Annotated in this window: 25 protein-coding genes and 1 riboswitch; of the genes, 12 read left to right on the top strand and 13 right to left on the bottom strand. The window is 71.5% G+C overall.

The annotated features are described in order from the left end of the window. The first annotated feature begins 12 nt into the window (after window positions 1-12). The 5 genes from sdhA to CP975_RS21670 all read left to right on the top strand — a co-directional run bounded on the left by sdhA (window position 13) and on the right by CP975_RS21670 (window position 4,941). Window positions 13-1,767, top strand: a complete 1,755-nt coding sequence (gene sdhA, locus CP975_RS21690; RefSeq protein WP_055532207.1) for a succinate dehydrogenase flavoprotein subunit — start codon at window positions 13-15, stop codon at window positions 1,765-1,767. After that, window positions 1,767-2,537 (top strand): succinate dehydrogenase iron-sulfur subunit, encoded by a 771-nt coding sequence (locus CP975_RS21685; RefSeq protein WP_030779256.1) that lies wholly within the window; start codon window positions 1,767-1,769, stop codon window positions 2,535-2,537. The genes sdhA and CP975_RS21685 overlap by 1 nt, the downstream gene beginning before the upstream one ends. Before the next feature lie 136 nt (window positions 2,538-2,673). Further along, the gene (locus tag CP975_RS21680; protein ID WP_055532206.1) at window positions 2,674-3,330 is read left to right on the top strand and encodes a hypothetical protein; all 657 of its coding nucleotides are present in this window, start codon (window positions 2,674-2,676) and stop codon (window positions 3,328-3,330) included. After that, the gene (locus CP975_RS21675) at window positions 3,327-4,394 is read left to right on the top strand and encodes a hypothetical protein (RefSeq protein WP_055532205.1); all 1,068 of its coding nucleotides are present in this window, start codon (window positions 3,327-3,329) and stop codon (window positions 4,392-4,394) included. The genes CP975_RS21680 and CP975_RS21675 overlap by 4 nt, the downstream gene beginning before the upstream one ends. A gap of 97 nt (window positions 4,395-4,491) precedes the next feature. Then, window positions 4,492-4,941, top strand: a complete 450-nt coding sequence (locus tag CP975_RS21670) for a VOC family protein (RefSeq protein WP_150477243.1) — start codon at window positions 4,492-4,494, stop codon at window positions 4,939-4,941. Between the two features lie 22 nt (window positions 4,942-4,963). Here the strand turns inward: CP975_RS21670 and CP975_RS21665 are convergent, their stop codons facing one another. Both CP975_RS21665 and CP975_RS35885 read right to left on the bottom strand, forming a co-directional pair. Further along, window positions 4,964-6,202 carry a metallophosphoesterase gene (locus CP975_RS21665; RefSeq protein WP_150477242.1) on the bottom strand — a complete coding sequence of 413 codons (1,239 nt, stop codon included), beginning with the start codon at window positions 6,200-6,202 and terminating at the stop codon, window positions 4,964-4,966. A gap of 2 nt (window positions 6,203-6,204) precedes the next feature. After that, on the bottom strand, window positions 6,205-6,447 hold the full coding sequence (locus tag CP975_RS35885; protein ID WP_055535962.1) for an SCO4848 family membrane protein: 243 nt from the start codon (window positions 6,445-6,447) through the stop codon (window positions 6,205-6,207). Window positions 6,448-6,556: 109 nt separating this feature from the next. Between CP975_RS35885 and CP975_RS21655 the strand changes: the two genes are divergently transcribed. Further along, on the top strand, window positions 6,557-7,819 hold the full coding sequence (locus CP975_RS21655; protein ID WP_055535966.1) for a D-alanyl-D-alanine carboxypeptidase family protein: 1,263 nt from the start codon (window positions 6,557-6,559) through the stop codon (window positions 7,817-7,819). On the opposite strand, the gene CP975_RS21650 is transcribed toward CP975_RS21655, so the two are convergent. From CP975_RS21650 to CP975_RS21635, 4 genes are read right to left on the bottom strand one after another with little or no spacing between them, the layout of a single operon-like run. Further along, on the bottom strand, window positions 7,764-8,714 hold the full coding sequence (locus CP975_RS21650) for a YihY/virulence factor BrkB family protein (protein ID WP_055535963.1): 951 nt from the start codon (window positions 8,712-8,714) through the stop codon (window positions 7,764-7,766). The two genes, CP975_RS21655 and CP975_RS21650, sit on opposite strands and share 56 nt — an antisense overlap. Next, entirely contained in the window at window positions 8,702-9,208 is a 507-nt protein-coding gene (locus CP975_RS21645; protein WP_055535964.1) for a GtrA family protein, read from the bottom strand. The genes CP975_RS21650 and CP975_RS21645 overlap by 13 nt, the downstream gene beginning before the upstream one ends. Then, entirely contained in the window at window positions 9,205-10,161 is a 957-nt protein-coding gene (locus CP975_RS21640; RefSeq protein ID WP_150477240.1) for a decaprenyl-phosphate phosphoribosyltransferase, read from the bottom strand. Before CP975_RS21640 ends, CP975_RS21645 begins: the two co-directional genes overlap by 4 nt. Then, on the bottom strand, window positions 10,154-10,675 hold the full coding sequence (locus CP975_RS21635) for a phosphatase PAP2 family protein (RefSeq protein ID WP_055532452.1): 522 nt from the start codon (window positions 10,673-10,675) through the stop codon (window positions 10,154-10,156). Before CP975_RS21635 ends, CP975_RS21640 begins: the two co-directional genes overlap by 8 nt. A 160-nt stretch (window positions 10,676-10,835) precedes the next feature. Between CP975_RS21635 and dprE1 the strand changes: the two genes are divergently transcribed. Next, window positions 10,836-12,233: a decaprenylphosphoryl-beta-D-ribose oxidase gene (gene dprE1, locus CP975_RS21630; protein ID WP_055532454.1), complete on the top strand. Its 1,398-nt coding sequence runs from the start codon at window positions 10,836-10,838 to the stop codon at window positions 12,231-12,233. Window positions 12,234-12,246: 13 nt separating this feature from the next. Then, window positions 12,247-13,002 (top strand): decaprenylphospho-beta-D-erythro-pentofuranosid-2-ulose 2-reductase, encoded by a 756-nt coding sequence (gene dprE2, locus CP975_RS21625; RefSeq protein ID WP_055532456.1) that lies wholly within the window; start codon window positions 12,247-12,249, stop codon window positions 13,000-13,002. A gap of 19 nt (window positions 13,003-13,021) precedes the next feature. Here the strand turns inward: dprE2 and CP975_RS21620 are convergent, their stop codons facing one another. From CP975_RS21620 to CP975_RS21605, 4 genes are all read right to left on the bottom strand, one after another. After that, window positions 13,022-14,227: a hypothetical protein gene (locus CP975_RS21620; protein ID WP_150477239.1), complete on the bottom strand. Its 1,206-nt coding sequence runs from the start codon at window positions 14,225-14,227 to the stop codon at window positions 13,022-13,024. A 35-nt stretch (window positions 14,228-14,262) separates the two neighbouring features. Then, on the bottom strand, window positions 14,263-14,844 hold the full coding sequence (locus CP975_RS21615) for a 2'-5' RNA ligase family protein (protein ID WP_055532460.1): 582 nt from the start codon (window positions 14,842-14,844) through the stop codon (window positions 14,263-14,265). 89 nt (window positions 14,845-14,933) lie between these two features. Next, window positions 14,934-15,947 carry a tryptophan--tRNA ligase gene (gene trpS / locus CP975_RS21610; protein ID WP_055532462.1) on the bottom strand — a complete coding sequence of 338 codons (1,014 nt, stop codon included), beginning with the start codon at window positions 15,945-15,947 and terminating at the stop codon, window positions 14,934-14,936. An 83-nt stretch (window positions 15,948-16,030) separates the two neighbouring features. Beyond that, a complete protein-coding gene (locus CP975_RS21605) occupies window positions 16,031-17,320 on the bottom strand; it encodes a serine hydroxymethyltransferase (RefSeq protein WP_055532464.1) in 1,290 nt (429 codons plus the stop codon). 41 nt (window positions 17,321-17,361) lie between these two features. Further along, window positions 17,362-17,453, bottom strand: a riboswitch (ZMP/ZTP riboswitch). A gap of 117 nt (window positions 17,454-17,570) precedes the next feature. Between CP975_RS21605 and rocD the strand changes: the two genes are divergently transcribed. Beyond that, window positions 17,571-18,794 carry an ornithine--oxo-acid transaminase gene (rocD, locus tag CP975_RS21600; RefSeq protein ID WP_055532466.1) on the top strand — a complete coding sequence of 408 codons (1,224 nt, stop codon included), beginning with the start codon at window positions 17,571-17,573 and terminating at the stop codon, window positions 18,792-18,794. Here rocD and CP975_RS21595 read toward each other — a convergent pair. From CP975_RS21595 to pdxR, 3 genes are all read right to left on the bottom strand, one after another. Continuing rightward, complete coding sequence (locus CP975_RS21595) at window positions 18,791-19,597, bottom strand: SAM-dependent methyltransferase (RefSeq protein ID WP_055532468.1); 807 nt, start codon at window positions 19,595-19,597, stop codon at window positions 18,791-18,793. The genes rocD and CP975_RS21595 overlap by 4 nt on opposite strands. Before the next feature lie 95 nt (window positions 19,598-19,692). Further along, the gene (locus CP975_RS21590; RefSeq protein WP_055532470.1) at window positions 19,693-20,583 is read right to left on the bottom strand and encodes an NAD(P)-dependent oxidoreductase; all 891 of its coding nucleotides are present in this window, start codon (window positions 20,581-20,583) and stop codon (window positions 19,693-19,695) included. 108 nt (window positions 20,584-20,691) lie between these two features. Then, a complete protein-coding gene (gene pdxR / locus CP975_RS21585; RefSeq protein WP_055532472.1) occupies window positions 20,692-22,098 on the bottom strand; it encodes a MocR-like pyridoxine biosynthesis transcription factor PdxR in 1,407 nt (468 codons plus the stop codon). Between the two features lie 47 nt (window positions 22,099-22,145). Between pdxR and CP975_RS21580 the strand changes: the two genes are divergently transcribed. From CP975_RS21580 to CP975_RS21570, 3 genes are read left to right on the top strand one after another with little or no spacing between them, the layout of a single operon-like run. After that, window positions 22,146-22,676, top strand: coding sequence for a carboxymuconolactone decarboxylase family protein (locus CP975_RS21580; protein WP_055532488.1), 531 nt, complete (start codon window positions 22,146-22,148; stop codon window positions 22,674-22,676). Beyond that, the gene (locus tag CP975_RS21575; RefSeq protein ID WP_055532474.1) at window positions 22,673-23,119 is read left to right on the top strand and encodes a carboxymuconolactone decarboxylase family protein; all 447 of its coding nucleotides are present in this window, start codon (window positions 22,673-22,675) and stop codon (window positions 23,117-23,119) included. Before CP975_RS21580 ends, CP975_RS21575 begins: the two co-directional genes overlap by 4 nt. After that, window positions 23,116-23,844 (top strand): isocitrate lyase/PEP mutase family protein, encoded by a 729-nt coding sequence (locus CP975_RS21570; protein WP_055532490.1) that lies wholly within the window; start codon window positions 23,116-23,118, stop codon window positions 23,842-23,844. Before CP975_RS21575 ends, CP975_RS21570 begins: the two co-directional genes overlap by 4 nt. Window positions 23,845-23,875: the final 31 nt, after the last annotated feature.

Below are 23,875 nucleotides of genomic sequence, written 5' to 3'. Positions count from 1 at the left end.
GAGGCGACCCCAGTGAAGATTCACAAGTACGACACCGTCATCGTCGGCGCGGGCGGCGCCGGCATGCGCGCCGCCATCGAGGCGACGAAGCGCAGCCGCACCGCCGTGCTCACCAAGCTGTACCCCACCCGCTCCCACACGGGCGCCGCGCAGGGCGGCATGGCCGCCGCGCTCGCCAACGTGGAGGAGGACAACTGGGAGTGGCACACCTTCGACACGGTCAAGGGCGGCGACTACCTGGTCGACCAGGACGCCGCCGAGATCCTGGCGAAGGAGGCCATCGACGCGGTCCTCGACCTGGAGAAGATGGGCCTGCCGTTCAACCGCACGCCGGACGGCACCATCGACCAGCGGCGCTTCGGCGGGCACACCCGCAACCACGGCGAGGCCGCCGTGCGCCGGTCCTGCTACGCGGCCGACCGCACCGGCCACATGATCCTCCAGACGCTGTACCAGAACTGCGTCAAGGAGGGCGTGGAGTTCTTCAACGAGTTCTACGTCCTCGACCAGATCATCGTCGAGGTGGACGGGGTCAAGAAGAGCGCGGGCGTCGTCGCGTACGAGCTGGCCACCGGCGAGATCCACATCTTCCAGGCCAAGGCCGTGATCTACGCGTCCGGCGGCACCGGCAAGTTCTTCAAGGTGACGTCGAACGCGCACACGCTCACCGGCGACGGCCAGGCGGCCTGCTACCGGCGCGGGATCCCGCTGGAGGACATGGAGTTCTTCCAGTTCCACCCGACCGGCATCTGGCGCATGGGCATCCTGCTCACCGAGGGCGCCCGCGGTGAGGGCGGCATCCTGCGCAACAAGGACGGCGAGCGCTTCATGGAGAAGTACGCGCCGGTCATGAAGGACCTCGCGTCCCGTGACGTCGTGTCCCGCTCCATCTACACGGAGATCCGTGAGGGCCGCGGCTGCGGTCCCGAGGGCGACCACGTCTACCTCGACCTCACGCACCTCCCGCCGGAGCAGCTGGACGCGAAGCTCCCGGACATCACGGAGTTCGCGCGCACCTACCTCGGCATCGAGCCCTACACGGACCCGATCCCGATCCAGCCGACCGCGCACTACGCCATGGGCGGCATCCCGACGAACGTCGAGGGCGAGGTCCTCGCGGACAACACCACGGTCGTTCCCGGCCTGTACGCCGCCGGCGAGGTGGCCTGCGTATCGGTCCACGGCGCCAACCGCCTCGGCACGAACTCGCTCCTGGACATCAACGTCTTCGGCAAGCGCGCGGGCATCGCCGCCGCCGAGTACTCCGCGAAGAACGACTACGTCGAGCTTCCCGAGAACCCGGAGGAGCTGGTCGTCGGCCTCGTCGAGCAGCTGCGCGACGCCACGGGCAACGAGCGGGTCGCCGACCTGCGCAGGGAGCTCCAGGAGACCATGGACGCCAACGTCATGGTGTTCCGCACGGAGCAGACCATCAAGACGGCGGTCGAGAAGATCGCGGAGCTGCGCGAGCGCTACCGGAACGTCTCGATCCAGGACAAGGGCAAGCGGTTCAACACCGACCTCCTGGAGGCCATCGAGCTGGGCAACCTGCTCGACCTGGCCGAGGTCATGGCGCAGTCCGCGCTCGCCCGCAAGGAGTCCCGCGGCGGTCACTACCGCGAGGACTTCCCGAACCGCGACGACGTCAACTTCATGCGCCACACCATGGCGTACCGCGAGGTCGGCGACGACGGCACGGAGACGATCCGTCTCGACTACAAGCCGGTCGTCCAGACCCGCTACCAGCCGATGGAGCGTAAGTACTGATGGCAACCCCGACCCTCGACAAGGAAGACGCCAAGCCCGAGGCGGGCTTCGCCGACTCCCCGTACATCACGATCACCCTGCGCGTGCGCCGCTTCAACCCCGAGGTCTCGGCGGACGCCACGTGGCAGGACTTCCAGCTGGAGATCGACCCGAAGGAGCGCGTCCTCGACGCCCTCCACAAGGTCAAGTGGGACATGGACGGCACGCTGACGTTCCGCCGCTCCTGCGCGCACGGCATCTGCGGCTCGGACGCCATGCGGATCAACGGCAAGAACCGTCTGGCCTGCAAGACCCTGATCAAGGACATCAACCCGGCCAAGCCGATCACGGTCGAGCCGATCAAGGGTCTGACGGTCCTGAAGGACCTGGTCGTCGACATGGACCCGTTCTTCCAGGCGTACCGCGACGTGATGCCGTTCCTCGTGACCAAGGGCAACGAGCCCACGCGCGAGCGCTACCAGTCCGCCGAGGACCGCGAGCGCTTCGACGACACGACGAAGTGCATCCTGTGCGCCGCGTGCACGTCCTCGTGCCCGGTGTTCTGGAACGACGGCCAGTACTTCGGCCCGGCCGCGATCGTCAACGCGCACCGCTTCATCTTCGACTCGCGTGACGAGGCGGGCGAGCAGCGTCTGGAGATCCTGAACGACAAGGACGGCGTGTGGCGTTGCCGCACGACGTTCAACTGCACGGACGCGTGCCCGCGTGGCATCGAGGTCACGAAGGCGATCCAGGAGGTCAAGCGCGCGCTGATCACGCGTCGCTTCTGACCGTCCCTGGTCACGCCTGTACGCGCATGGGCCCCGCTCCTTCCGAGGAGCGGGGCCCATGCGCGTACACCACGCCCCCCACAGAAACGTCACTTCGTCTATCGCATCCCCCCACATACGCAACAGGAGTTCGAGAGTGCATCGCCCCACCCGTCTCGTGACGACGGCCGCCCTGACCGTGTCCGCGGCCGTGTTGTTGACCGCATGTGGTTCGGGAGGGGGTGACGGCGGCTCCTCCGACAAGATCGAGGGCGCGGATGGCGGAGGCGGGGCGCCGGCTTCGGCTTCGGCCGAGGCCTCCAGGAAGCCCGGCGGAGCGAAGCGTCCCGAGGTCGAGCTTCCCTCGGGGTTCGAGGCGGACTTCGTGGGCTGGACCAGCGGCGACCCGAAGAAGCAGGCGATCCTGGACGACGGGCGGGAGGAACTGCGGGCGAAGTACGCGGCGATCATCGAGGCCGACCCGGACGCGGACGCGGTGGCGTTCTACGACACGGGCGCCTCCCTCGCCACGGCCCGTAAGTGGATCAAGAGCTTCGTCGAGACCGATGACAGCCTGATCGGCGAGATCAAGGCGTACAACGCCAAGGCCCATGTCACCGACGACGGCGCGGGCGTGCTGTTCTACTGCGTCGACGAGCGCAAGTCGGCCACGAAGAACCGCAGGACCGGGAAGGTCACGCGGACCCCGGACTCCCCCGAGTCCGTCCTTCAGTACCGGGCCCGGCTCACCAAGTCGCCGCAGGGCGTATGGCAGACCGCCGCGCTGGAGACGGTGCCGGGAGGGTGCAAGTGACGCGCGCGACCGCCGGGGCAGGGGCGTTCCTCGTCGCCGCGGCCCTCACCGTGGGCCTCTCCCCGGCGGCGTACGCCATCGGCGACAAGGCGAACCAGGCTCCCTCGGGGCCCTCCGGCGGGGCCACCGGCAACACCCTCATGGCCGGCGCCGGCACCACCAGCATCGAGGTCACGCAGGTCAGCGGCGGCAAGGGCGCCGCAAACAGGCCCGTCGTCCCGGTGGACCCCAACTGGCGGCCCCCGGCGTGCTGGTACGAGCCCGTGGCGACCCCCGAGCAGGTGAAGGACGCCGTGGAGCGGCTCAAGAAGGAGCCCAACAAGGGCCTGGTGCACGTCACCCCCACGCTCAGCTGGGGCAGGGACCTGATGGTCGACCACTACGAGAAGGGCAAGCCCCAGTCCGACGGCGCCGAGGGCTACAAGGACTTCAACCTCGGCAAGGACGGCAAGTTCTGGCGCGGTGTCGTCAATCCGGACAGGGAGGACGACCCGGAGGCGTACGACTGCGAGAAGAACCTCTTCTGGCAGGACACCGGCACCGTCCCGAAGATCAAGAACGCCCCGACGCCCAAGGTCCTCGCCTCGTACGCGTACGACCGGATCAAGGTCCCCGACACCAAGGTCGAGATGAAGCCCCAGGGCAGGTCGACCGTGAACCTGCCCACCTGGGTGTGGCTGGACAAGGGGAAGTTCGAGCCCGTCAAGGTGCGCGCCGAACTGCCCGGCACCGGCATCTGGGCGCAGACCACCGCCAAGCCCGTCAGCCTGCGCCTGGAGCCCGGCACCTCGGACGCCGAGACCTTCCCCGCCGACGGCGAGTGCCCGGTCGGCGACGACGGCAGCATCGGGACGCCGTACACGAAGGGGTCGGCCAAGGAGGACCCGCCGTGCGGCATCACGTACCTGCGGGCGACGGGCGGGGAGCCGTACGAGATGAAGGCGTCCATCACCTGGGAGATCACCTGGGAGGGGACGGGCGGCGCCGGTGGCGACCTGCCCGACGGCACCTTCGAGGGCACCCAGGACGTCACCGTCCAGGAGATCCAGTCGATCAACCGCTGAGCACGCCGAATCCGCCGAATCCGCTGAACGAGGGCGCTCGCGGCACCGTTCTCGCGCGCCTGCGCGCGTGCCGCGAGACCCGCCCTACGCTGACGGAATGTCAGACAACCAGTCGGTCGGCCTGTCCGTTGACCAGCTCACCGCCGACCCCGCCGCGGAACTGCTCGGCTTCGACAACGTCCTGTTTCCCGTCGGCGACCTGGGCGAGGCAGTCGCGTTCTACGAGCGGGCCGGGTTCCCCGTCTCGTTCCGGCTCGACGAGATCGGCCTCGCCATCCTGAAGGTGGGCAAGGAGACGCCGGGCGTGCTGCTGCGCGTGGAGGACGGCATCGTGCCGCGTACGCCGCCGTGGCCCTCGCCCCGTGTATGGCTTGAGGTCCCGGACGCCCGCGCCAAGGGGCGGGCCCTCGCGGACGCGGGCGTCGTACTGCTCGCCGAGCCGTTCTCCGTCGCCACCGGGTGGACCGTGGAGATCGCCGACCCGTGGGGCAACGTCATCGGCTTCGCGGACTACCTCAAGCGGCCGGAGCTGGCGCGCAGTTCGTGAGCGGGGCCGCGCCGGGCGGGGCTCAGGCCTGTCGCGACGCCAGCTCCACCACCGTGATGTCCGACGGCGCCCCCACGCGCACCGGCGGGCCCCACGCGCCCGCGCCCCGCGTCACGTAGAGTTGCGTGTCGCCGTACCGCTCCAGACCCGCGAGGGTCGGGTTGGCGAGATCCGCCACGAGGTTGCCCGGCCACAGCTGGCCGCCGTGCGTGTGGCCCGAGAGCTGGAGGTCCACTCCGTGTTCGACGGCGTCGTGGATGACGACCGGCTGGTGCGCGAGGAGCACGGACGCCCGTGAGCGGTCCCGGTCGCCGAGGGCCCTGGCGAAGTCGGGGCCCTTGCCCTCGTCCTCGCCCGCCACGTCGTCGACTCCCGCGAGGTCGAACCAGGGCAGTTCGGCGCGGGCGTTGCGCAGCGGGCGCAGACCGAGTTCGCGTACGTGGTCGACCCACTGCTCCGCTCCGGAGAAGTACTCGTGGTTGCCCGTCACGAAGTACGCGCCGTGCCGGGCCCGCAGTCCCGCGAGGGGCGCGGCGGCCGGGCCCAGGTCCTCGACGCTGCCGTCCACCAAGTCGCCGACCACGGCGATCAGATCGGGCTGGGTGGCGTTGATGGTGTCGACGACGCGCTGAGTGAAGCCGCGCCCGAGGATCGGCCCGAGGTGGATGTCGCTGACCACGGCGATCCGGAACCCGTGTGCCCCGCGCGGCAGTTTGGCCAGCGGCACGGTGACGCGCTTCACCTGGGGCCCGCGGAGCACACCGTACGTGCCGTAGCCGACGGTCCCCACGGCGGCGGCCGCGGCGGCGCCCCCGACGACGCGGGAGACGAAGAGGCGGCGGGAGGGGGCGGGGTCGGAGGGGGCGGGGTCGGAAGGGGCAGCCTCCACGGAGGCGGGCTCCGCGGGGGCGGGCGCCTCGGACACGGGGTCCTCGGAAGGCGTGCGTTCCGCCCATCGCCGCACCAGCGGGCGCGCCAACTCCCCTACGAGCACCGCGAGCAGCAGGTACAGGGCGAGGGCCAGCCAGAGGAAGCCGGGCCAGGCGAGCACCCGCTGGAGCAGGAAGGGCGCTCCCGCCCGCTCCGCCACGAGCGCGGCGAACATCAGCAGCGGGGCGGCGACGAAGAGCACCGTGCCCGCGCGCCGGGCGAAGCCGGGTCCGGCCGTGGTGTCCCGCACCAGGCGGCGCCACACGTACCAGTGGAGACCGGCGAAGGCCGCGAGGACGGCGAGGCCCACGAGGACCGCGAGGACGGCCACGACTATGACGTACGGCGCAGAGCGCGGAGTCCACGGAACCCGATGGTCCCTACCACCGTCCCCAAGACAAAGGAGACAACGGCGAGCGTCAGGTGCACCCAGAAGTACCCGGTCGGGTCGCCCGCGTCATCGAAGGCGAGCCCGCTGCCGTCCTTCCACAGGTTCTTGACGAAAGTGATCCAGATGAACCAGCTCCACACCCCGAAGGCGAGCAGGAACCAGGAGACAGGGCGGCTGAGCTTCATACGTTCAGTATCGCGGGGTTTCCTTCCGCACCGCCGCCGGGGTGGGGACGACGGGACACAGCGCACCTCGGCGGCGGCCGCCATGATCCCGCCCTGTACGTTCTCGTCCGTGCCTGCCTCCAAAAAAGCCGCCGTGCTGCTCGCCTCCGCGACATTGCTGACCGTGTCGACCACCGCTCCCGCCTTCGCGGACGGCGAGCCAGGGGACAAGGACAAGCCGAAGCCGCCCGCTTCGATGTCGACCGTCGGCGGGGCCCAGCTCGGGAAGCCGGGCACCCAGGCAAAGCTCAAGCCGGGCGCCCCGGTGCTGCCCAAGGACCTCTCGGCGCGCTCCTGGATCGTCTCGGACGCGGAGTCCGGCGAGGTCCTCGCCGCGCACAACGCCCACTGGCGGCTGCCCCCCGCGAGCACCCTGAAGATGCTCTTCGCGGACACGGTCCTGCCGAAGTTCCCCAAGACGCAGAAGCACAAGGTGGCGCTCTCCGACCTGGAGGGCATCGGCGCGGGCAGCAGCATGGTCGGCATCAAGGAGAACGAGACGTACTCCGTCCACGACCTGTGGCTCGGTGTCTTCCTGAAGTCGGGCAACGACGCGGTGCACGTCCTGTCCGCGATGAACGACGGCGTCGACAAGACCGTCAAGGACATGCAGGCGCACGCCGAGAACCTCCAGGCCCTGGACACCCACGTGGTCTCGCCGGACGGTTACGACGCCAAGGGGCAGGTGTCGTCCGCGTACGACCTGTCGCTGATCGCGCGCTCGGGGCTGCAGAAGAAGGACTTCCGGGAGTACTGCTCGACGGCCACCGCCACGTTCCCCGGGGAGACCAAGAAGATCACCAAGGGCAAGGACAAGGGCAAGACGAAGCGCGGCTCCTTCGAGATCCAGAACACCAACAAGCTGCTCACCGGAGGCCTGGACGTCACCCCGTACAAGGGCATCGCGGGCGTCAAGAACGGCTACACCTCGAACGCGGGGAACACGTTCACCGGTGTCGCCGAGCGTGACGGCAAAATCCTCCTCGTCACCGTCATGAACCCCGCCTCCGGAGAGGCGCACGCCGTCTACAAGGAGACCGCGCGGCTCCTCGACTGGGGCTTCAAGGCCGCGGGCAAGGTCGATCCGGTGGGTGAGCTGGTCGCCCCGAAGGGGGCCACGGGCGCGGGCAAGGGCGCTCCGGGCGGCGTCGGCGACGGCAAGAACGGCGCCGCGGCGAACATGGCGCACGCCTCCGACGACGGGACGAGCGGCATGGGCGTCGCGCTCGCGGTGGCGGGCGGCGTGGTCGTGGTGCTCGCCGCGGGCGTCTTCGTCGTCAGGCGCCGGATGCCGCTGCCGGGCCAGTCCGGCCGTCGCCCGGGTCAGGACTGACGCCGGGCGTCTCCTCGTCCTTTGCGGAGGAGGTGTCCGTCGCGCGTGAGGCCTTCCGCGTCGCCGTCCAGGCGGCGCAGAACAGCAGCAGCTTCGCGGTGAAGCTGATCCACAGGAGCAGCGCGACGGGCACGCCGAAGGCGCCGTACATGCTCTTGGCGGCTACGCCCTTCATGTAGCCGCCAAGAAGCAGTTTGAGCAGTTCGAAGCCGGCCGCGCCGATCAGTCCCGCGGTGATGAGGTCGCGCCGGTGCGGCTGGACCCCGGGCAGCAGTGTCAGGACGTAGAGCAGCAGGAGGAAGTCGGCCAGCACGGCGATGGCGAACGCGATGGCCTGGAGCAGGACCGTTCCCCAGCCGGTCTCGTCGACGCCGAGGAGGTCGGCGGTCCAGCCGACGGCGGTCGAGGCGAGCGCGGACGCCGCGAAGGAGGCGAGACCCGCGCCACCGAGCCCGATGAGCACCCCGGCGTCCTTGACCTTGCCGAGGAAGGGGTTCTCCTCCTCGTCCGGCAGCTCCCAGACGGCCCGCAGGCACTCCCGCATCGAGCCGACCCAGCCGATGCCGGTGAAGAGCAGCAGGGCGCCCGCGACGAGTCCGACGGTGCCCGCGTTGGCGACCAGGCCGTCGAGGTCCAGCTGGTCGGAGATGCCGGGGACCTGGTCGGAGAGCTTGTCCTCAAGGGTGTTCTGCTGCTTCTTGGTGAGCGTCGCCGCGGCGATCGCGGCGGCGACGGTGAGCAGCGGGAAGAGCGCCAGGAAGCTGATGAACGTCATCGCGGCCGCGAGGCGGGTCCAGTGGACCGCGTCGAGCCGTTCGTAGGCGCGCCACGCGTGCGTGCGCATGCCCTTCTCGACGAGCGGCCCGATGCCGGGCAGCTTCTTCAGCCAGTCCATGTTGCCTCCCTGCCTGCCGTCCTGTCCGGGGTCGTGCCGGAAGTCGTGCCCGAAGTCCCGCGCGCCACGCGGAATACCAGAGTCCGGGTTCCCCAGAATCTGAGGACGGTGGCGAGGGCCATGCCGATCCCGGCGCCCGAGACGGTGTCCGCACGCTGTGAGGTGAGGCCGAGCCCGTAGTGGGAGACGGCGATGCACAGGAGTTGGACGAGGGCGCCGGCGATGTTGACGGCGAAGAACACCGCGTACTGGCGCAGCCGCGAGGCATCGGCGGCCTCGCGCCGGTAGGTGCCGAGGGCGTTGCCCGCGTAGGCCACGGAGCAGCCCGCCACGAAGGAGAGCGCCTTGGCGGTCAGCGGGTCCATGCCCACCGGTCCGCGCAGCCAGATGAAGAGGCCGAGGTCGGCGGCGTACGCGCAGATCCCGGCGGCGGCGAAGCCGAGCAGTTCGGGTCCCAGCGACCGCAGCCGCCCGCGGAGGGAGTCCCAGCTCACCAGTTCGCGACCGCGAGCCCGTACATCGCGACCCACACCAGACCGATCACGGCGAGCGCCCTGTCCCGCAGGACGACGTCCTCCGGCTCGCCCGCGGTGCCGCGGTCGGCGAAGACGGCGTAGCGCAGGATCGCGAGGATGAAGGCCGCCATGGACAGCTGGCGCCAGGGCAGCAGGCTGCCGTTGGCCGTGCCGCCCGCTTCCATGGCCCACAGGCAGTACGCGAGGACGGCGACCCCGGCGGCCAGCTGCCATACGAAGCGCAGATAACCGGTGGTGTATTCGGTGAGCAGCGCGCGCGTGGCGCCCAGTTGCCCGGAGGTCGCGGACATCTGGACGGACTCGGAGTAGCGCTTGGCGGAGACCATGAACAGCGCGCCGAAGCCCGTGGTGATCAGGAACCAGCGCGAGAGCGGGATGTCGAGCGCGAGGCCGCCGATCATGGCGCGCATCAGGAAGCCGGTCGTGACGATCGTGAGGTCGACGACGAGCACGTGCTTGAGGCTGACGCAGTAGGCGAGTTGCATGCACACGTACCCGGCCAGGAGCGCGGCCGTCAGCGGGGTGCACAGGACGTACGCGGCCACGGGCGCGAGGGCCGCGAGGAGGCCCCCGACGGTGTAGGCGACGGGCACCGGCACCTGTCCGGCGGCGACCGGCCTGCGGCACTTGGTGGGGTGGGCGCGGTCGGCGTCCGCGTCGCGCGCGTCGTTGATCAGGTAGACGGCGGACGCGGCGGCCGTGAACAGCGCGAAGACGATCGCGAGTTGGACGAGCGCGTGGTGCGTGAACAGCTCGCCCGCCGCGGCGGGGGCCGCGACGACCAGGACGTTCTTCACCCACTGGCGGGGCCGTGCGGTCCTCAGGAGGCCGAGGGGCAGGCTGATGGGGCCCGGGCGCTGGGGCTGGGGCGGGCGGGGGCGCTCCAGGACGGTGGAGATACGTTCAGGCATCGGCGCGGCTCCCGTTCATCCAGGCGGCCCCCACGCGCGCGGTGAGCGCGCCGAGCGCCGCGCCCGCGGCCACGTCGGAGGGGTAGTGGACGCCGACGACCATCCGGGAGACGCACATCGCGGCGGCCACGGGCGGCACGAGACGGGCGCCGACGGGGCGCAGCGCGCCGTACGCGACGGTCGCGGCGGCCGCCGACGTGGCGTGCGAGCTGGGGAAGGAGTGCCGGCCCGCGGTGCGCACCAGCGGCTCGGCGCCGCCTCTGTGGGCGGGGCGAGGGCGGCGGACGACCCGCTTGACGCCCATGCTCGCGAGGTGGGCGGCGGCGGTCAGCGCCGTGCCGCGCAGCCAGGCGCCGCGCCGCTCGCGGTCCGCGGCGGCCCCCAGGAGCCCCGCGGCGATCCAGAGGGCGCCGTGCTCGCCGCTCCAGGAGAGGGCGCGCGCGACGGTCGCCACGCGCGGGTCGGTGCCGCAGTCGCGCAGGGCCGACAGCAACCTGTGGTCCATGTCGTGCATGTGGCCTCTTCTTCTCCGGGAACCGGGCACCTCGACTCTTGTAGCCAACCCTCAAATAATTCCGGCAATGTTGTGATGACACTCCCTTAATCACCCATTTCGGTGAGAGTAGGGATGATTTATGGTGAACTACCCTTAACCGGGCGTTACGGTCGGTGACATGCCTGCCGACTCCCCCGCATTGCCCCCCTCCGAAGCCGCGTCCGCCGCCGAAGCCGTGTCCGTCTCCGGCTGGGGCCGCACGGCTCCGACCACCGCCCGGCTGGTGAGACCCCGCACACCGGAGGAGGCCGCGGCCGCCGTGCGCGACTGTGGTGAGCGCGGCGGCATCGCCAGGGGCCTCGGCCGGGCCTACGGCGACGCGGCGCAGAACGCGGGCGGTGCCGTCTTCGACATGACGGGCCTGGACCGGGTGCGCGCCATCGACGCCGACGCGGGCACGGTCGTGTGCGACTCCGGGGTCTCGCTGCACCGCCTGATGGAAGTCCTGCTCCCCCTCGGCTGGTTCGTGCCGGTGACGCCGGGGACGCGCTATGTGACGGTCGGCGGGGCCATCGGCGCCGACATCCACGGCAAGAACCACCACGTCTCGGGGTCGTTCTCGCGGCACGTCCTCGCGATGGACCTGCTCACGGCCGACGGCACGGTCCACACCGTCACGCCCGGCACCCCACTGTTCGACGCCACGGCGGGCGGCATGGGCCTGACCGGCGTCATCCTGTCGGCGACGGTCCGGCTCCAGCCGGTCGAGACGTCCTTGATGAGCGTCGACACGGAACGCGCCACGGACCTCGACGACCTGATGGCCCGCCTCACCGCCACCGACCACCGCTACCGCTACTCGGTGGCCTGGATCGACCTCCTCGCCCGCGGCACGGCCATGGGCCGCTCGGTCCTGACCCGCGGCGACCACGCCCCCCTGGACGCGCTTCCGGCACGGGCACGCGCGCGCAGGGCCCCGCTGGCGTTCCGCCCCGGACAGCTCCCCGCCGCCCCCTCCTTCGTACCGGACGGGCTGCTCGGCAAGGCCACGGTGGGCCTCTTCAACGAACTCTGGTACCGCAAGGCGCCCCGCTGCCGCACCGGAGAGCTCCAGAAGATCTCGACCTTCTTCCACCCGCTGGACGGCGTCCCACACTGGAACCGCGTCTACGGACGCAGCGGCTTCGTGCAGTACCAATTCGTCGTCGGATACGGCAAGGAGGAGGCCCTGCGCCGCGTCGTACGCCGCATCTCGGAGCGCGGCTGCCCGTCCTTCCTCGCCGTACTGAAGCGCTTCGGAGAGGGCGATCCGGGCTGGCTGTCGTTCCCCATGCCCGGCTGGACGCTCGCGCTCGACATCCCCGCGAACCTGCCGGGGCTCGGCGCCTTCCTCGACGAACTCGACGAGGAGGTGGCCGCCGCGGACGGGCGCGTCTACCTCGCCAAGGACTCGCGGCTGCGGCCCGAGATGCTCGCCGCGATGTACCCCCGGCTCGACGACTTCCGTGCCCTGCGGGCCGGTCTCGACCCGCGCGGCGTGTTCCGCTCGGACCTCTCGCGCCGCCTCGCCCTCTAGGAGATCGGTTCTGATGAAAGACGCCTTCGGCACCCCCCAGTCCCTGCTCGTCCTCGGCGGCACCTCCGAGATCGCACTCGCCACCGCGCGTCGCCTCGTCGCCCGCCGCACCCGCACGGTGTGGCTGGCCGGCCGCCCCTCGCCGGCCCTGGAGAAGGCCGCGTCCGGACTGCGCGACCTGGGAGCGGACGTGCGCACCGTCGCCTTCGACGCGCTCGACCCCGAGTCCCACGAGGAGAACCTCGGCAAGATCTTCACCGAGGGCGACATCGACATGGTGCTGCTCGCCTTCGGCGTCCTCGGCGACCAGGCGCGCGACGAGGACGAGCCTCTCTCCGCGGCGCGCGTCGCCCAGACCAACTACACCGGGGCGGTCTCGGCGGGCCTGGTCTGCGCGCGGGCACTCCAGTCCCAGGGGCACGGCTCCTTGGTGGTGCTCTCCTCGGTGGCGGGCGAGCGGGCCCGCCGTTCGAACTTCATCTACGGCTCCAGCAAGGCGGGCCTCGACGCGTTCGCCCAGGGGCTCGGCGACGCGCTGTACGGCACCGGGGTGCACGTGATGGTGGTCCGCCCCGGCTTCGTCCGTACGAAGATGACGGCGGGCCTGGAGGAGGCTCCCATGGCGACCACTCCGGAGGCGGTGGCCGAGGCCATCGAGACCGGCCTGCGACGCCGCTCGGAGACGGTGTGGGTGCCCGGGGTGCTGCGGGTGGTGATGTCGGCGCTGCGGCACGTGCCACGGCCGGTGTTCCGGCGGCTGCCGCTCTGAGCGCCGCGAGGGGAGTCCGCTAGCGGTCGAGGGTGACGACGACGGCCTTGGACACGGGCGGCCCGCTCTGGAGGACGGCGACGGTGCCGAAACCGAGCACCTCGTCCGTGCCGGGGACCGGAACGAGCCGCTTGAGCCAGAGCTGCTGCTGCGACTCGGGGCGCACGCCTCCGGTGCCGGGCAGCCGCGGTTTCCTGATCTTGGTGCAGATGCCGTCGGCGGTCAGGTGCCAGTTGCCGTCCATGAAGAAGCCGCCGTCGCCGTCCCGGGCCACCGGGCGCCGGTACGCGCACGCTCCGGGGAACGGCTCGGCCTCCGTCCAGCGGGAGCCGTCCCAGCGCAGTGTGAAGGACGAGGGCCGCGGGTCGGGGTTCTCCTCCGCGTCGTACCCCTTGAAGGAGTGCTCTCCGGTGACCAGGGCGTGTGTCCTGGAGGCGACGTCGACCGTCGTGAACCGGGCGTAGGGCTCGGGCGGCACGGGGGCGGGGAAGCGCATCGTCGCGGTCTTGGTGAGCTGCCACTTCTCGCCGTCGAACCGCATCGCGGCGGGCTGCGACACCTGGCCTCCCGCGCCGCCCACGCCAGGTCCCGTGGTGCGGGAGCCGACCGCCCAGACGTCGTCCGGGGCCGATCCCGCGAGGGCGGCGACCTTCTCCGCGGGCATCGGCGTCACCGTCCAGCGGTCGCCGTCCCAGTGCGTGACCTTCCCGTCGCCGCGGAGCACCCACACGTCGTCGGGTGCGATGACCTCGACGTCGGTGAGCGGACCGGCCGGGGCGTTCTTCACGGGGCCCCAGCGGGTGCCGTCCCAGAGGGCGTAGCGCGGGTCCTCCGGAGCCGACGCGGTCCCGCCGACGGTGCTCAGCCAGATGCCCGCCGACCCCAGGGACTCCATCCGCGAGAGGGCGGGGACGCCCTCGACCGGCATCGGCTCGCGCGCCCACTTCTGGCCGTCGAAGTGCAGCAGGTGCCCCCGCGCGAGCCGCCCGTCCGTGGCGGCGCGGTCGCTGCCGAGGGCCCAGATGTCGTCCGGCGCCATGGCGGCCCCGTCGATCAGCTCGCCGTCCACGGCGTCGACGCGCTCGTACGCCCAGGAGAGCCCGGCCGCCCGCGGCTCGCCCGACTCGGTGCGGGCGCCACCGCCGGACTCCTTCGCCCCGCATCCGGCCACCACGACGGCGAACACGGTGGCGAGCACGGCAGCGGCGGCCGCTGATCTGCGCATGGTCCCCCCAGCACGTCGGCCGGGGGCGTCCCCGGTCAGCGAGCGGGCAGCGTACCCCGGGCCGCCGGCGAAGGCGCCTGAGGGGGCACCACGGGGCCGCCGAAGGCGAACTCGCGCAGCTTGCGCCAGACGCCGTCGGAACCCTGCTCGTAGAGGGCGAAGCCGGTGCAGGGCCACTCGGCCTCGTACTCCGAAAGCTCCTCGTACGCCCGGTCCATGGCCTCTTCGGAGATGCCGTGCGCCACGGTGACGTGCGGGTGGTACGGGAACTGTAGTTCCCGTGCCATCGGGCCCGAGGCGTCCCGCACCCGCTCCTGGAGCCAGGAGCAGGCCGCGGCACCCGACACCACCCGCACGAAGACGACGGGCGACAGCGGACGGAAGGTGCCCGTCCCCGAGAGGCGCATCGGGAAGGGGCGTCCGGCCGCCGCGACCGACAGGAGGTGCGCCTCAACCGCGGGCAGCGCGGAGGCGTCCACTTCGGTAGGAGGGAGCAGGGTCACGTGCGTGGGGATGCCGTGCGCGGCGGGGTCACCGAAGCCCGCGCGCCGCTCCTGGAGCAGGCTGCCGTGTGGCTCCGGGACCGCGATCGAGACGCCGATCGTTACGGTCCCCACGTCGTACTCCTGTCGTCGTGTCGTTGGGCAGGGGGCGCTGCTCGGCGAGCAGCGCCGTGCTGTGGTCGTGCTGTGGTCGTGCTCCGGGCTCAGTGCTTGGCGGGCAGGAAGCCCACCTTGTCGTACGCCTGCGCGAGGGTCTCGGCGGCGACGGCACGGGCCTTCTCCGCGCCCTTGGCCAGGATCGAGTCGAGCGTCTCCGGGTCGTCCAGGTACTGCTGGGTGCGGTCCCGGAAGGGGGTCACGAACTCGACCATGACCTCGGCGAGGTCGGTCTTCAGCGCACCGTAGCCCTTGCCGGTGTACTTCTGCTCCAGTTCGGCGATACCGGTGCCGGTGAGCGTGGAGTAGATGCTGAGGAGGTTGCTGACACCCGGCTTCTCGGCCACGTCGTAGCGGATCACCGTGTCGGTGTCGGTGACGGCGCTCTTGACCTTTTTGGCGGTGGCCTTGGGCTCGTCGAGGAGGTTGATCAGGCCCTTCGGCGTGGACGCCGACTTGCTCATCTTGATCGACGGGTCCTGAAGGTCGTAGATCTTCGCCGTCTCCTTGAGGATGTACGCCGAAGGGACCGTGAACGTCTCACCGAAGCGGCCGTTGAAGCGCTCGGCGAGGTCACGGGTCAGCTCGATGTGCTGGCGCTGGTCCTCGCCGACCGGCACCTCGTTGGCCTGGTACAGCAGGATGTCCGCGACCTGGAGGACGGGGTACGTGAAGAGGCCGACCGAGGCGCGGTCGGCGCCCTGCTTGGCGGACTTGTCCTTGAACTGGGTCATGCGGGACGCCTCGCCGAAGCCGGTGAGGCAGTTCATGACCCAGCCGAGCTGGGCGTGCTCGGGGACGTGGCTCTGGACGAAGAGCGTGCAGCGCTCGGGGTCGAGACCGGCGGCGAGCAGCTGGGCGGCGGCGAGCCGGGTGTTGGCCCGCAGATCGGCGGGGTCCTGCGGGACCGTGATCGCGTGCAGGTCCACCACCATGTAGAAGGCGTCGTGGGAGTCCTGGAGGGCCACCCACTGGCGGACCGCGCCGAGGTAGTTGCCGAGGTGGAACGAGCCGGCGGTGGGCTGGATTCCGGAGAGCACACGAGGTCGTTCAGAGGCCATGGGCCCCATTCTCTCAGGTGACTCTCATAGCTCGGAAACAGGCTTGAGGCGGAGGGTCGGACCCGCGGGCGGCCGGGCGGGCGTCAGTCCGTCGGCAGGCCCGGGGCCGGGTGGGCGGACATCAGGTCGGCGACCTCGGCCCTGATCTTCGTCAGGGCGTCCTCGTCCTCGGCGCGCGCGGCGGCGACACCGCGGTCGATCCAGTCGGCGACGGTCGCCATGTGCTCCGCGCCGAGGCCGCGGGAGGTGAGGGAGGGGGTGCCGATGCGTACGCCCGAGGGGTCGAACGGCTTCCGCGGGTCGAACGGCACGGTGTTGTAGTTCACGACGATCCCGGCCCGGTCCAGGGCCTTCGCCGCGACCTTGCCCGGTACGTCCTTGGGGGTGAGGTCCATCAGGATCAGGTGGTTGTCGGTGCCGCCGGAGACCAGGTCGAAGCCGCGGGCGAGCAGCGCGTCGGCGAGGGCCTTCGCGTTGGCGACGACCGCGTGGGCGTAGTCGCGGAAGGAGGGCCGGGACGCCTCGTGGAGGGCGACCGCTATGGCCGCGGTGGTCTGGTTGTGGGGGCCGCCCTGGAGGCCGGGGAAGACCGCCTTGTCGATGGCCTTGGCGTGCTCCTCGCGGGCCATGAGCATCGCGCCGCGCGGGCCGCGCAGGGTCTTGTGCGTGGTGGTGGAGATCACGTCGGCGTGCGGCACCGGCGAGGGGTGGGCGCCGCCCGCGATCAGTCCGGCGATGTGCGCGATGTCGGCGACCAGGACGGCGCCGGCCTCGTGGGCGATCTCCGCGAAGGCGGCGAAGTCGATGGTGCGGGGCAGGGCGGTGCCGCCGCAGAAGATCAGCTTGGGGCGTTCCTTCAGGGCGAGGTCGCGGACCTCGTCGAGGTCGACGAGCCCGGTGTCCTGTCGTACGCCGTACTGCACGCCGCGGAACCACTTGCCGGTGGCGGAGACGCCCCAGCCGTGGGTGAGGTGGCCGCCCATGGGCAGGGCCATGCCCATCACGGTGTCGCCGGGCTCGGCGAAGGCGAGGTAGACGGCGAGGTTGGCCGGGGAGCCGGAGTAGGGCTGGACGTTGGCGTGCTCCACGCCGAAGACCGCCTTGGCCCGGGCCACGGCCAGGCGCTCGACGGGGTCGATGTTCTGCTGGCCCTCGTAGTAGCGGCGGCCCGGGTAGCCCTCGCTGTACTTGTTCTGAAGGACGGTGCCGGAGGCTTCGAGGACCGCGGCGGAGACGTAGTTCTCGCTGGGGATCAGCCGCAGGGTGCCGGCCTGGAGCCGCTCCTCGGCGCCGATCAGGGCGGCGAGTTCGGGGTCCTCGGCGGCGAGGGCGGGGTGGTGCTCGGAAGGAGAGGGAGAGGAAGGGTGGGTCATGGCGTCCTCCGGGGGCGAGCGGTGTGTGTCCGGTCGTGGTCCCGGGGTGCCCAGGCGTTCGGCACCTCGAAGGTTCTGCCTTCGCACGGCTTCCTCGGGGTCGGTTCCCCGTGCGCCAGTCGCCGTGCTGTTGGGGCCACCATAGCTGGCACGCCGTTGTGGCAGGTTTCTTCGTCCGCGATGCGAGCGACGATAGAAATTGGCCTACTGGCCCACCACCGCTTCACGCCGCAGGACGAACGGAGACCCCGTGTCGAGTACGCCTTCTCCCCGCACGGCCAGCGAGCAGTACATCGCCTCGGCCGGGGCGCACAGCGCGCACAACTACCACCCGCTGCCCCTCGTGATCACCTCGGCCGAGGGCGCGTGGATGACCGATGTCGAGGGGCGTCGCTACCTCGACATGCTCGCCGGGTACTCCGCGCTCAACTTCGGGCACGGCAACCGCCGTCTGCTCGACGCGGCCAAGGCGCAGCTGGACCGCGTCACGCTGACCTCGCGGGCCTTCCACCACGACCGGTTCGCCGAGTTCTGCACGCGCCTGGCCGAGCTGTGCGGCAAGGAGATGGTGCTGCCGATGAACACGGGCGCGGAGGCCGTCGAGACGGCCGTGAAGACCGCGCGGAAGTGGGGTTACAAGGTCAAGGGCGTGCCGGACGGGCGCGCGAGGATCGTGGTCGCGGCCGGCAACTTCCACGGCCGGACCACGACCATCGTCAGCTTCTCCACGGACCCCGAGGCGCGGGCGGACTTCGGGCCGTACACGCCGGGGTTCGACGTCGTGCCGTACGGGGATCCGGAGGCGCTGCGGGCCGCGGTCACCGACGACACGGTGGCGGTGCTGCTCGAACCGATCCAGGGCGAGGCCGGGGTGCTGGTGCCGCCCGCCGGGTATCTGGCGGGGGTCAGGGAGCTGACCCGGGAGCGCGGGATCCTCTTCATGGCGGACGAGATCCAGTCGGGGCTCGGCCGGACGGGACGTACGTTCGCGTGTGAGCACGAGGGTGTGGTGCCGGACGTGTATGTGCTGGGCAAGGCGCTCGGCGGCGGGGTCGTGCCGGTGTCGGCGGTGGTCGCGGACGCCGATGTGCTCGGGGTGTTCCAGCCGGGCGAGCACGGGTCGACGTTCGGCGGCAACCCCCTCGCCTGTGCCGTGGGTCTTGAGGTGATCGCCATGCTGTCGACGGGCGAGTTCCAGGAGCGGGCCACGGAGCTGGGTGAGCATCTGCATGCCGAGCTGGGGCTGCTGACCGGCACCGGCAAGGTGACGCAGGTGCGTGGGCGCGGGCTGTGGGCGGGCGTCGACATCGCCCCGTCGCACGGCACGGGCCGGCAGGTCTCCGAGAAGCTGATGGAGCGGGGGGTGCTGGTCAAGGACACGCACGGGGCGACGATCCGCATCGCTCCCCCGCTGGTGATCAGCAAGGAGGACCTTGACTGGGGCCTTGACCAGCTGCGGGCGGTGCTGAGCTAGGACTTGCGGCCCACCCCGGCGAACATCGCCACCTCGTCCGGCAGGTCGGCCGTCTGCGCACGCCAGCGGTTGCACGACACCACGCCCGGCTCCAGCAGCTCCAACCCGTCGAAGAACCGGGCCACTTGGGCCGGGCTGCGCTGGGTGAGCTTCGGTGTGCCGTGTTCGTTCCAGAACGCCACGGCCGCGTCCACGTCCGGCATCGCCGGGCTGGTGACGGTGTGGCTGAGCACTAGGTGGCTGCCGGTGGGCAGGCCGTCGAGGAGCCGCCGTACGACGTCGTACGCCTCGGCGTCGTCGTCGATGAAGATGACGACCCCGAGCAGCATCAGGGCGACGGGCTCGCTGAAGTCGAGGGTGCGGGCGGCGTGTTCGAGGATGGTGTCGACGTCGCGCATGTCCGCGTCGAGGTAGTCGGTGCGGCCCTCGGGGGAGCTGGTGAGCAGGGCGCGGGCGTGGGCGAGCACCAGCGGGTCGTTGTCGACGTAGACGACGCGGGACTCGGGGGCGAGGCGCTGGGCGACCTCGTGGGTGTTGTCGGCGGTCGGCAGGCCGGTGCCGACGTCGAGGAACTGCCGGATGCCTTCGTTCGTCACCAGGTGACGCACCGCGCGGCCGAGGAAGAGGCGGTCGGCGCGGGCGTACTCGCCGATGCCGGGGTGCAGTTCGCGGATGCGGTCGCCCGCCTCCTGGTCCACCTCGTAGTTGTCCTTGCCGCCGAGCCAGTAGTTCCAGATCCGGGCCGTGTGGGGCCGGGCGGTGTCGACCCTGCTGATGTCGGTCTCGGGCTCGGTCTCGGGCACGGTGGGCTCCTGGGGGCCGGGGGGGGCGGCACGCGACAGCGCGTTTTCAACGGGCAGCCTACCCAAGCGTGTTGAGCTGCCCGGGGGACCAGCCCCTACTTCCCCAGCAGCTCGAACAGGCTGGAGAAGCCCTGGTCGCCGTGGCCGTCCGCGATGCGGCGGGTCATCAGGCGCTTGACCTCCCGCATCCGCACCGTCTCCACACCGAGGGACTCCCGGTGGCCGATCAGGTCGTCCATCAGTGCGGCCTGTACGTCGAGCGAACCGAGGTCGGGGCCGTACTTGCCGCTCTTGACCGCCTCGGCCATCGAGGTCAGCAGCGGCGGGTAGGCGGTCAACGTACCCGCGAGGCGGTCGGTGAACTCGGTGACGTCGACGCCCTCCGCCCGCACCAGCTTGAGCGTGTGCAGGAAGCCGATGAGCAGTTCGAAGCCCATCGCGACCTGGGCCATGAACTCCACGGCGGCCGCACCGGCGTCCTCCCCGTGGTACGCGATGCCGCCCAGGACCTTCAGTACCGGCTCGTGGGCCTCGTAGGCGGCGCGGGAGCCGCTGAACGGGAACATGACGTGCGGCTTGCCCACATCCGGCGGGTCCCCCATGACCTTGCCGTCGATGTACTGGGCGCCGCGCTCGTTCGCCCAGCGTTCGCAGGCCCGCGCCTGAGCGGGCGAGCCGCTCGTGACGTTCACCAGCACCTTGCCCGCGATCGCTCCCTCCACGGCCGCCAGAACCTCGTCCACCGCCGTGCCGTCGAGCAGGCAGATCACGACGAGCGGACTCGCCGCCACCGCTTCCGCGGCCGTCTCCGCCGCCGTCGCCCCCGCGTCGACCAGTGGCGCGCTCTTGGATGCGGTTCTGTTCCAGACCGTGGTGTCAAAGCCGTGCTCTACGAAGGTCCTTGCGATCGCCGAGCCCATGTCGCCCAGGCCGAGCACGGTGACCCGGCCGGCCGCACCGTCAGTTGTCTGTGTCTTCTTCGTCATGGCTGGGACGGTAGTTGGGGGTGTGGCGCGATCGGATCGGTCCGTCGACCGAGGCCGGTTACGGCTTTGGGCGCAGGCCCAGAGGACCGCGAGGGCGAGCGCGCCCGGTCACGGAAGCACCCGGCACAGCGCGTCCAGCGCCCCCGCCCACGCGTGCTCCGGCGGCGTCCCGTACCCCACCACCAGCGCGTCCCGCTGCCGCTCCCCCGCGAGAGGATGGCGGAAGCGGGACAGGCCCTGCACCGCGAGGCGCTCCCAGTTGGCGGCCTGGACCACGGACCGCTCGGTGTCCGGCGGGAGTTCGAGGACCGCGTGGAGGCCGGCCGCGATGCCCGTGGCGCGGGTCCCGGGGGACCGTTCGGCGAGGGCGGCCACGAGCTGGTCGCGGCGGCGGCGGTAGCGCAGGCGGGCGCCGCGCACATGACGGTCGTACGCACCCGACGTGAGGAAGTCCGCGAGCGTCAGCTGGTCGGGCGTGCCGCAGGACCACCCGGCGGCCTCCTTCTCGCCGAGGACCTCGTCGCGCAGCCCCGACGGGAGCACCATCCAGCCCAGGCGCAGACCGGGGGCGAGGGACTTGCTGGCCGTGCCGAGGTAGACCACGCGCTCGGGGTCGAGGCCCTGGAGCGCGCCGACGGGCTGGCGGTCGTAGCGGAACTCGCCGTCGTAGTCGTCCTCCAGGATCAGCCCGCCCTCGCGCCGCGCCCAGTCGACGGCCGCCGCGCGCCGGTCGGGGTGCAGCGGTACGCCCATCGGGAACTGGTGGGCGGGGGTCAGCAGCACCGCCTTCGAGGCGCCCGTGTCCAGCCCCGCGGTGCGGGTGCCCAGGTCGTCGAGGTCGAGCGGGGTCGTGCGCAGGCCCGCGCGGTGCAGCAGGTTCCAGTGGATGTCCAGGCCGTACGACTCCACGGTCACCTCCCGCAGACCGCGCGCCCGCAGCACGCGGCCCAGGATCGAGAGGCCGTGCACGAACCCGGCGGTGATGACGATGCGGTCGGGGTCGGCGTGCACGCCGCGGGCCCGCGCGAGGTACCCGGCCAGGGCCTCGCGGAGTTCGACGCGGCCGCGCGGATCGCCGTATCCGAGCGCGGCGTTGGGCGCCGCCGACAGGGCCCGCCTGGCCGCCTTGAGCCACTCCGCGCGCGGGAAGGACGCCAGGTCGGGGGTGCCGGGAGTGAGGTCGTAGGCCGGCGCGCCCGCGGGCCTGCGGGTCGGCGCGGGCCGCGCCGGGGGCGTGATCACGCGCTCCGCGACCCGGGTGCCCGAGCCCTGCCGGGCGGTGAGCCAGCCCTCGGCGACCAGGTCGGCGTACGCGTCGGCGACGGTGTTCCGCGCGATGCCGAGGTCGACGGCGAGGGAGCGGGAGGAGGGCAGCCGGGTGCCGGGGGCGAGACGGCCGCCGCGCACCGCCGCGCGCAGGGCGTCCGTCAGGCCCTTGCGCACGCCGTTGCGGGTCGCCTCGCCGCCGGTCTCCAGATGAAGGTCGACGCCCAGAGTGGCCCAGGATTCCGCCATGGAAATGGACCATACCCGTGGGCTACTCCGTCCGTAGGGTCGATGGCATGACGACGAACGAGACCGCCCCTGAGAACACATCCGAAAACGCCCCCGCCAAGGAGTACGTCCACGAGCACACGCCCCGCCTCGCCTGGGCGACGCACGCCCCCGAGGTCTTCAAGGCCATGATCAGACTCGACGCGGCGGCCCGTAAGGGTCTCGACCCGGTGATCTACGAGCTGGTGAAGATCCGCGCCTCGCAGATCAACCGCTGCGCCCTCTGCCTGGACATGCACACCAAGGACGCGCTCGCCGCGGGCGAGAGCGTCGAGCGGATCGTCCAGCTCAGCGCGTGGGAGGAGTCGCGGCACTTCTACACGGCCCAGGAGGTCGCCGCGATCGAACTGACCGAGGCGGTCACCGTCCTCACCGAGGGCTTCGTGCCGGACGACGTGTACGAGCGGGCGGCCGCGCACTTCGACGAGGCTGAGCTGACCCAGCTGATCGCCGCGATCACCGTCATCAACGCGTGGAACCGCTTCGGCGTCACGACCCGCCAGGTGCCGGGCCACTACAAGGCCGGGGACCTCAAGTGAGCGCTCGTACGCAGTACTTGGACAAGGCCGTCGGCGGCGCGATGGCCGCGCTGAGCGCCGCCGCCAAGAAGGGGCTCGGCGATCCGGTCCTCGCCGAGCTGGTGATGATGCGGGCCTCGCAGATCAACGCGTGCGCGTTCTGTCTCGACATGCATGTGGAGATCGCCCTCAAGAACGGGGAGACCCCGAAGCGTGTGACGCTCCTCAACGCCTGGCAGGAGGCCGGGCCGCTCTTCAGCGAGCGCGAGCGTGCCGCGCTCGCCCTGACCGAGGCCGTCACCGTGCTGACCGACGACTTCGTACCGGACGACGTGTACGAGGCGGCCGCCGCGCACTTCGACGAGGCCGAACTCGCCCATCTCATCGGTCTGATCGCCGTCATCAACAGCTGGAACCGGCTGATGGTGAGCCGCCGCGTCGAGCCGGGCGCTCAGGCGTGGTGAGCCCCGTCGGCACCCTGCGCGCCCTGCACCACGGCCGCGCGCCCGGTGACCCGCTGATCCTGCCGGGGCCGTGGGACGCGGCGAGCGCGCGGGTGTTCGAGGAGGCGGGGAGCCCCGCGCTGGCCACGCCGAGCGCGGGGATCGCGCTCTCCCTCGGGTACGAGGACGAGCAGGTGCCGCCCACGGAGATGTTCGCGGCGGTCGCGCGGATCGTCCGGTCCGTCTCGGTGCCCGTGAGCGCGGACATCGAGGCCGGTTACGGCCTCGCCCCGAAGGAGCTGGTGGAGCGGCTCCTGGAGACCGGCGCGGTCGGCTGCAACCTGGAGGACTCCTACAAGGGGCCGGGTGGCCCGCACACGCTCAGGGACCCCGCCGAGCAGGCCGACTTCCTCGCGGAGGTGCGGGGCGCCGCGGGTGGGAGCCTCTTCGTCAACGCGCGTGTGGATACGTTCCTCGCGGGCGTCCCGGAGCCGGGGGCGGCGATCGAGCGGGCCCGCCTGTACATGGCGGCGGGCGCGGACTGCGTCTACCCGATCCTGGCGCCGCCCGAGCAGCTTCCCGCGCTGCGGGCGGGCATCGACGGGCCGCTCAACGCGGTCGTCCGGGCGGGCGGGCCCTCGCCTCAGGAGCTGGGGAAGCTCGGTGCGACCCGGGTCACCTTCGGGCCCGGTCTGCTCCACCGGAGCCTGGGCGCCCTGCGGGACATCGCCGACGAGCTGGTCTGAACCGTGCCGGGCGCCCCTTCAAAAGGCGCCC

It is taken from the genome of Streptomyces alboniger, from assembly GCF_008704395.1.
In the GTDB taxonomy this organism is placed as follows: domain Bacteria; phylum Actinomycetota; class Actinomycetes; order Streptomycetales; family Streptomycetaceae; genus Streptomyces; species Streptomyces alboniger.
The sequence above is the reverse complement of the archived record's forward strand: the minus strand, read 5'-3'. Positions and strand labels throughout refer to the sequence as shown.

What these genes read in the sequence shown, in the direction of transcription:
- CP975_RS21620 (WP_150477239.1), bottom strand. Translation starts at nt 14,227, where the DNA reads ATGCGCAGATCAGCGGCCGCCGCTGCCGTGCTCGCCACCGTGTTCGCC.
- CP975_RS21685 (WP_030779256.1), top strand. Translation starts at nt 1,767, where the DNA reads ATGGCAACCCCGACCCTCGACAAGGAAGACGCCAAGCCCGAGGCGGGC.
- dprE2 (WP_055532456.1), top strand. Translation starts at nt 12,247, where the DNA reads ATGAAAGACGCCTTCGGCACCCCCCAGTCCCTGCTCGTCCTCGGCGGC.
- pdxR (WP_055532472.1), bottom strand. Translation starts at nt 22,098, where the DNA reads ATGGCGGAATCCTGGGCCACTCTGGGCGTCGACCTTCATCTGGAGACC.
- dprE1 (WP_055532454.1), top strand. Translation starts at nt 10,836, where the DNA reads ATGCCTGCCGACTCCCCCGCATTGCCCCCCTCCGAAGCCGCGTCCGCC.
- CP975_RS21650 (WP_055535963.1), bottom strand. Translation starts at nt 8,714, where the DNA reads ATGGACTGGCTGAAGAAGCTGCCCGGCATCGGGCCGCTCGTCGAGAAG.
- CP975_RS21605 (WP_055532464.1), bottom strand. Translation starts at nt 17,320, where the DNA reads ATGACCCACCCTTCCTCTCCCTCTCCTTCCGAGCACCACCCCGCCCTC.
- CP975_RS21635 (WP_055532452.1), bottom strand. Translation starts at nt 10,675, where the DNA reads ATGCACGACATGGACCACAGGTTGCTGTCGGCCCTGCGCGACTGCGGC.
- CP975_RS35885 (WP_055535962.1), bottom strand. Translation starts at nt 6,447, where the DNA reads ATGAAGCTCAGCCGCCCTGTCTCCTGGTTCCTGCTCGCCTTCGGGGTG.
- CP975_RS21590 (WP_055532470.1), bottom strand. Translation starts at nt 20,583, where the DNA reads ATGACGAAGAAGACACAGACAACTGACGGTGCGGCCGGCCGGGTCACC.
- CP975_RS21640 (WP_150477240.1), bottom strand. Translation starts at nt 10,161, where the DNA reads ATGCCTGAACGTATCTCCACCGTCCTGGAGCGCCCCCGCCCGCCCCAG.
- CP975_RS21670 (WP_150477243.1), top strand. Translation starts at nt 4,492, where the DNA reads ATGTCAGACAACCAGTCGGTCGGCCTGTCCGTTGACCAGCTCACCGCC.
- CP975_RS21580 (WP_055532488.1), top strand. Translation starts at nt 22,146, where the DNA reads ATGACGACGAACGAGACCGCCCCTGAGAACACATCCGAAAACGCCCCC.
- trpS (WP_055532462.1), bottom strand. Translation starts at nt 15,947, where the DNA reads ATGGCCTCTGAACGACCTCGTGTGCTCTCCGGAATCCAGCCCACCGCC.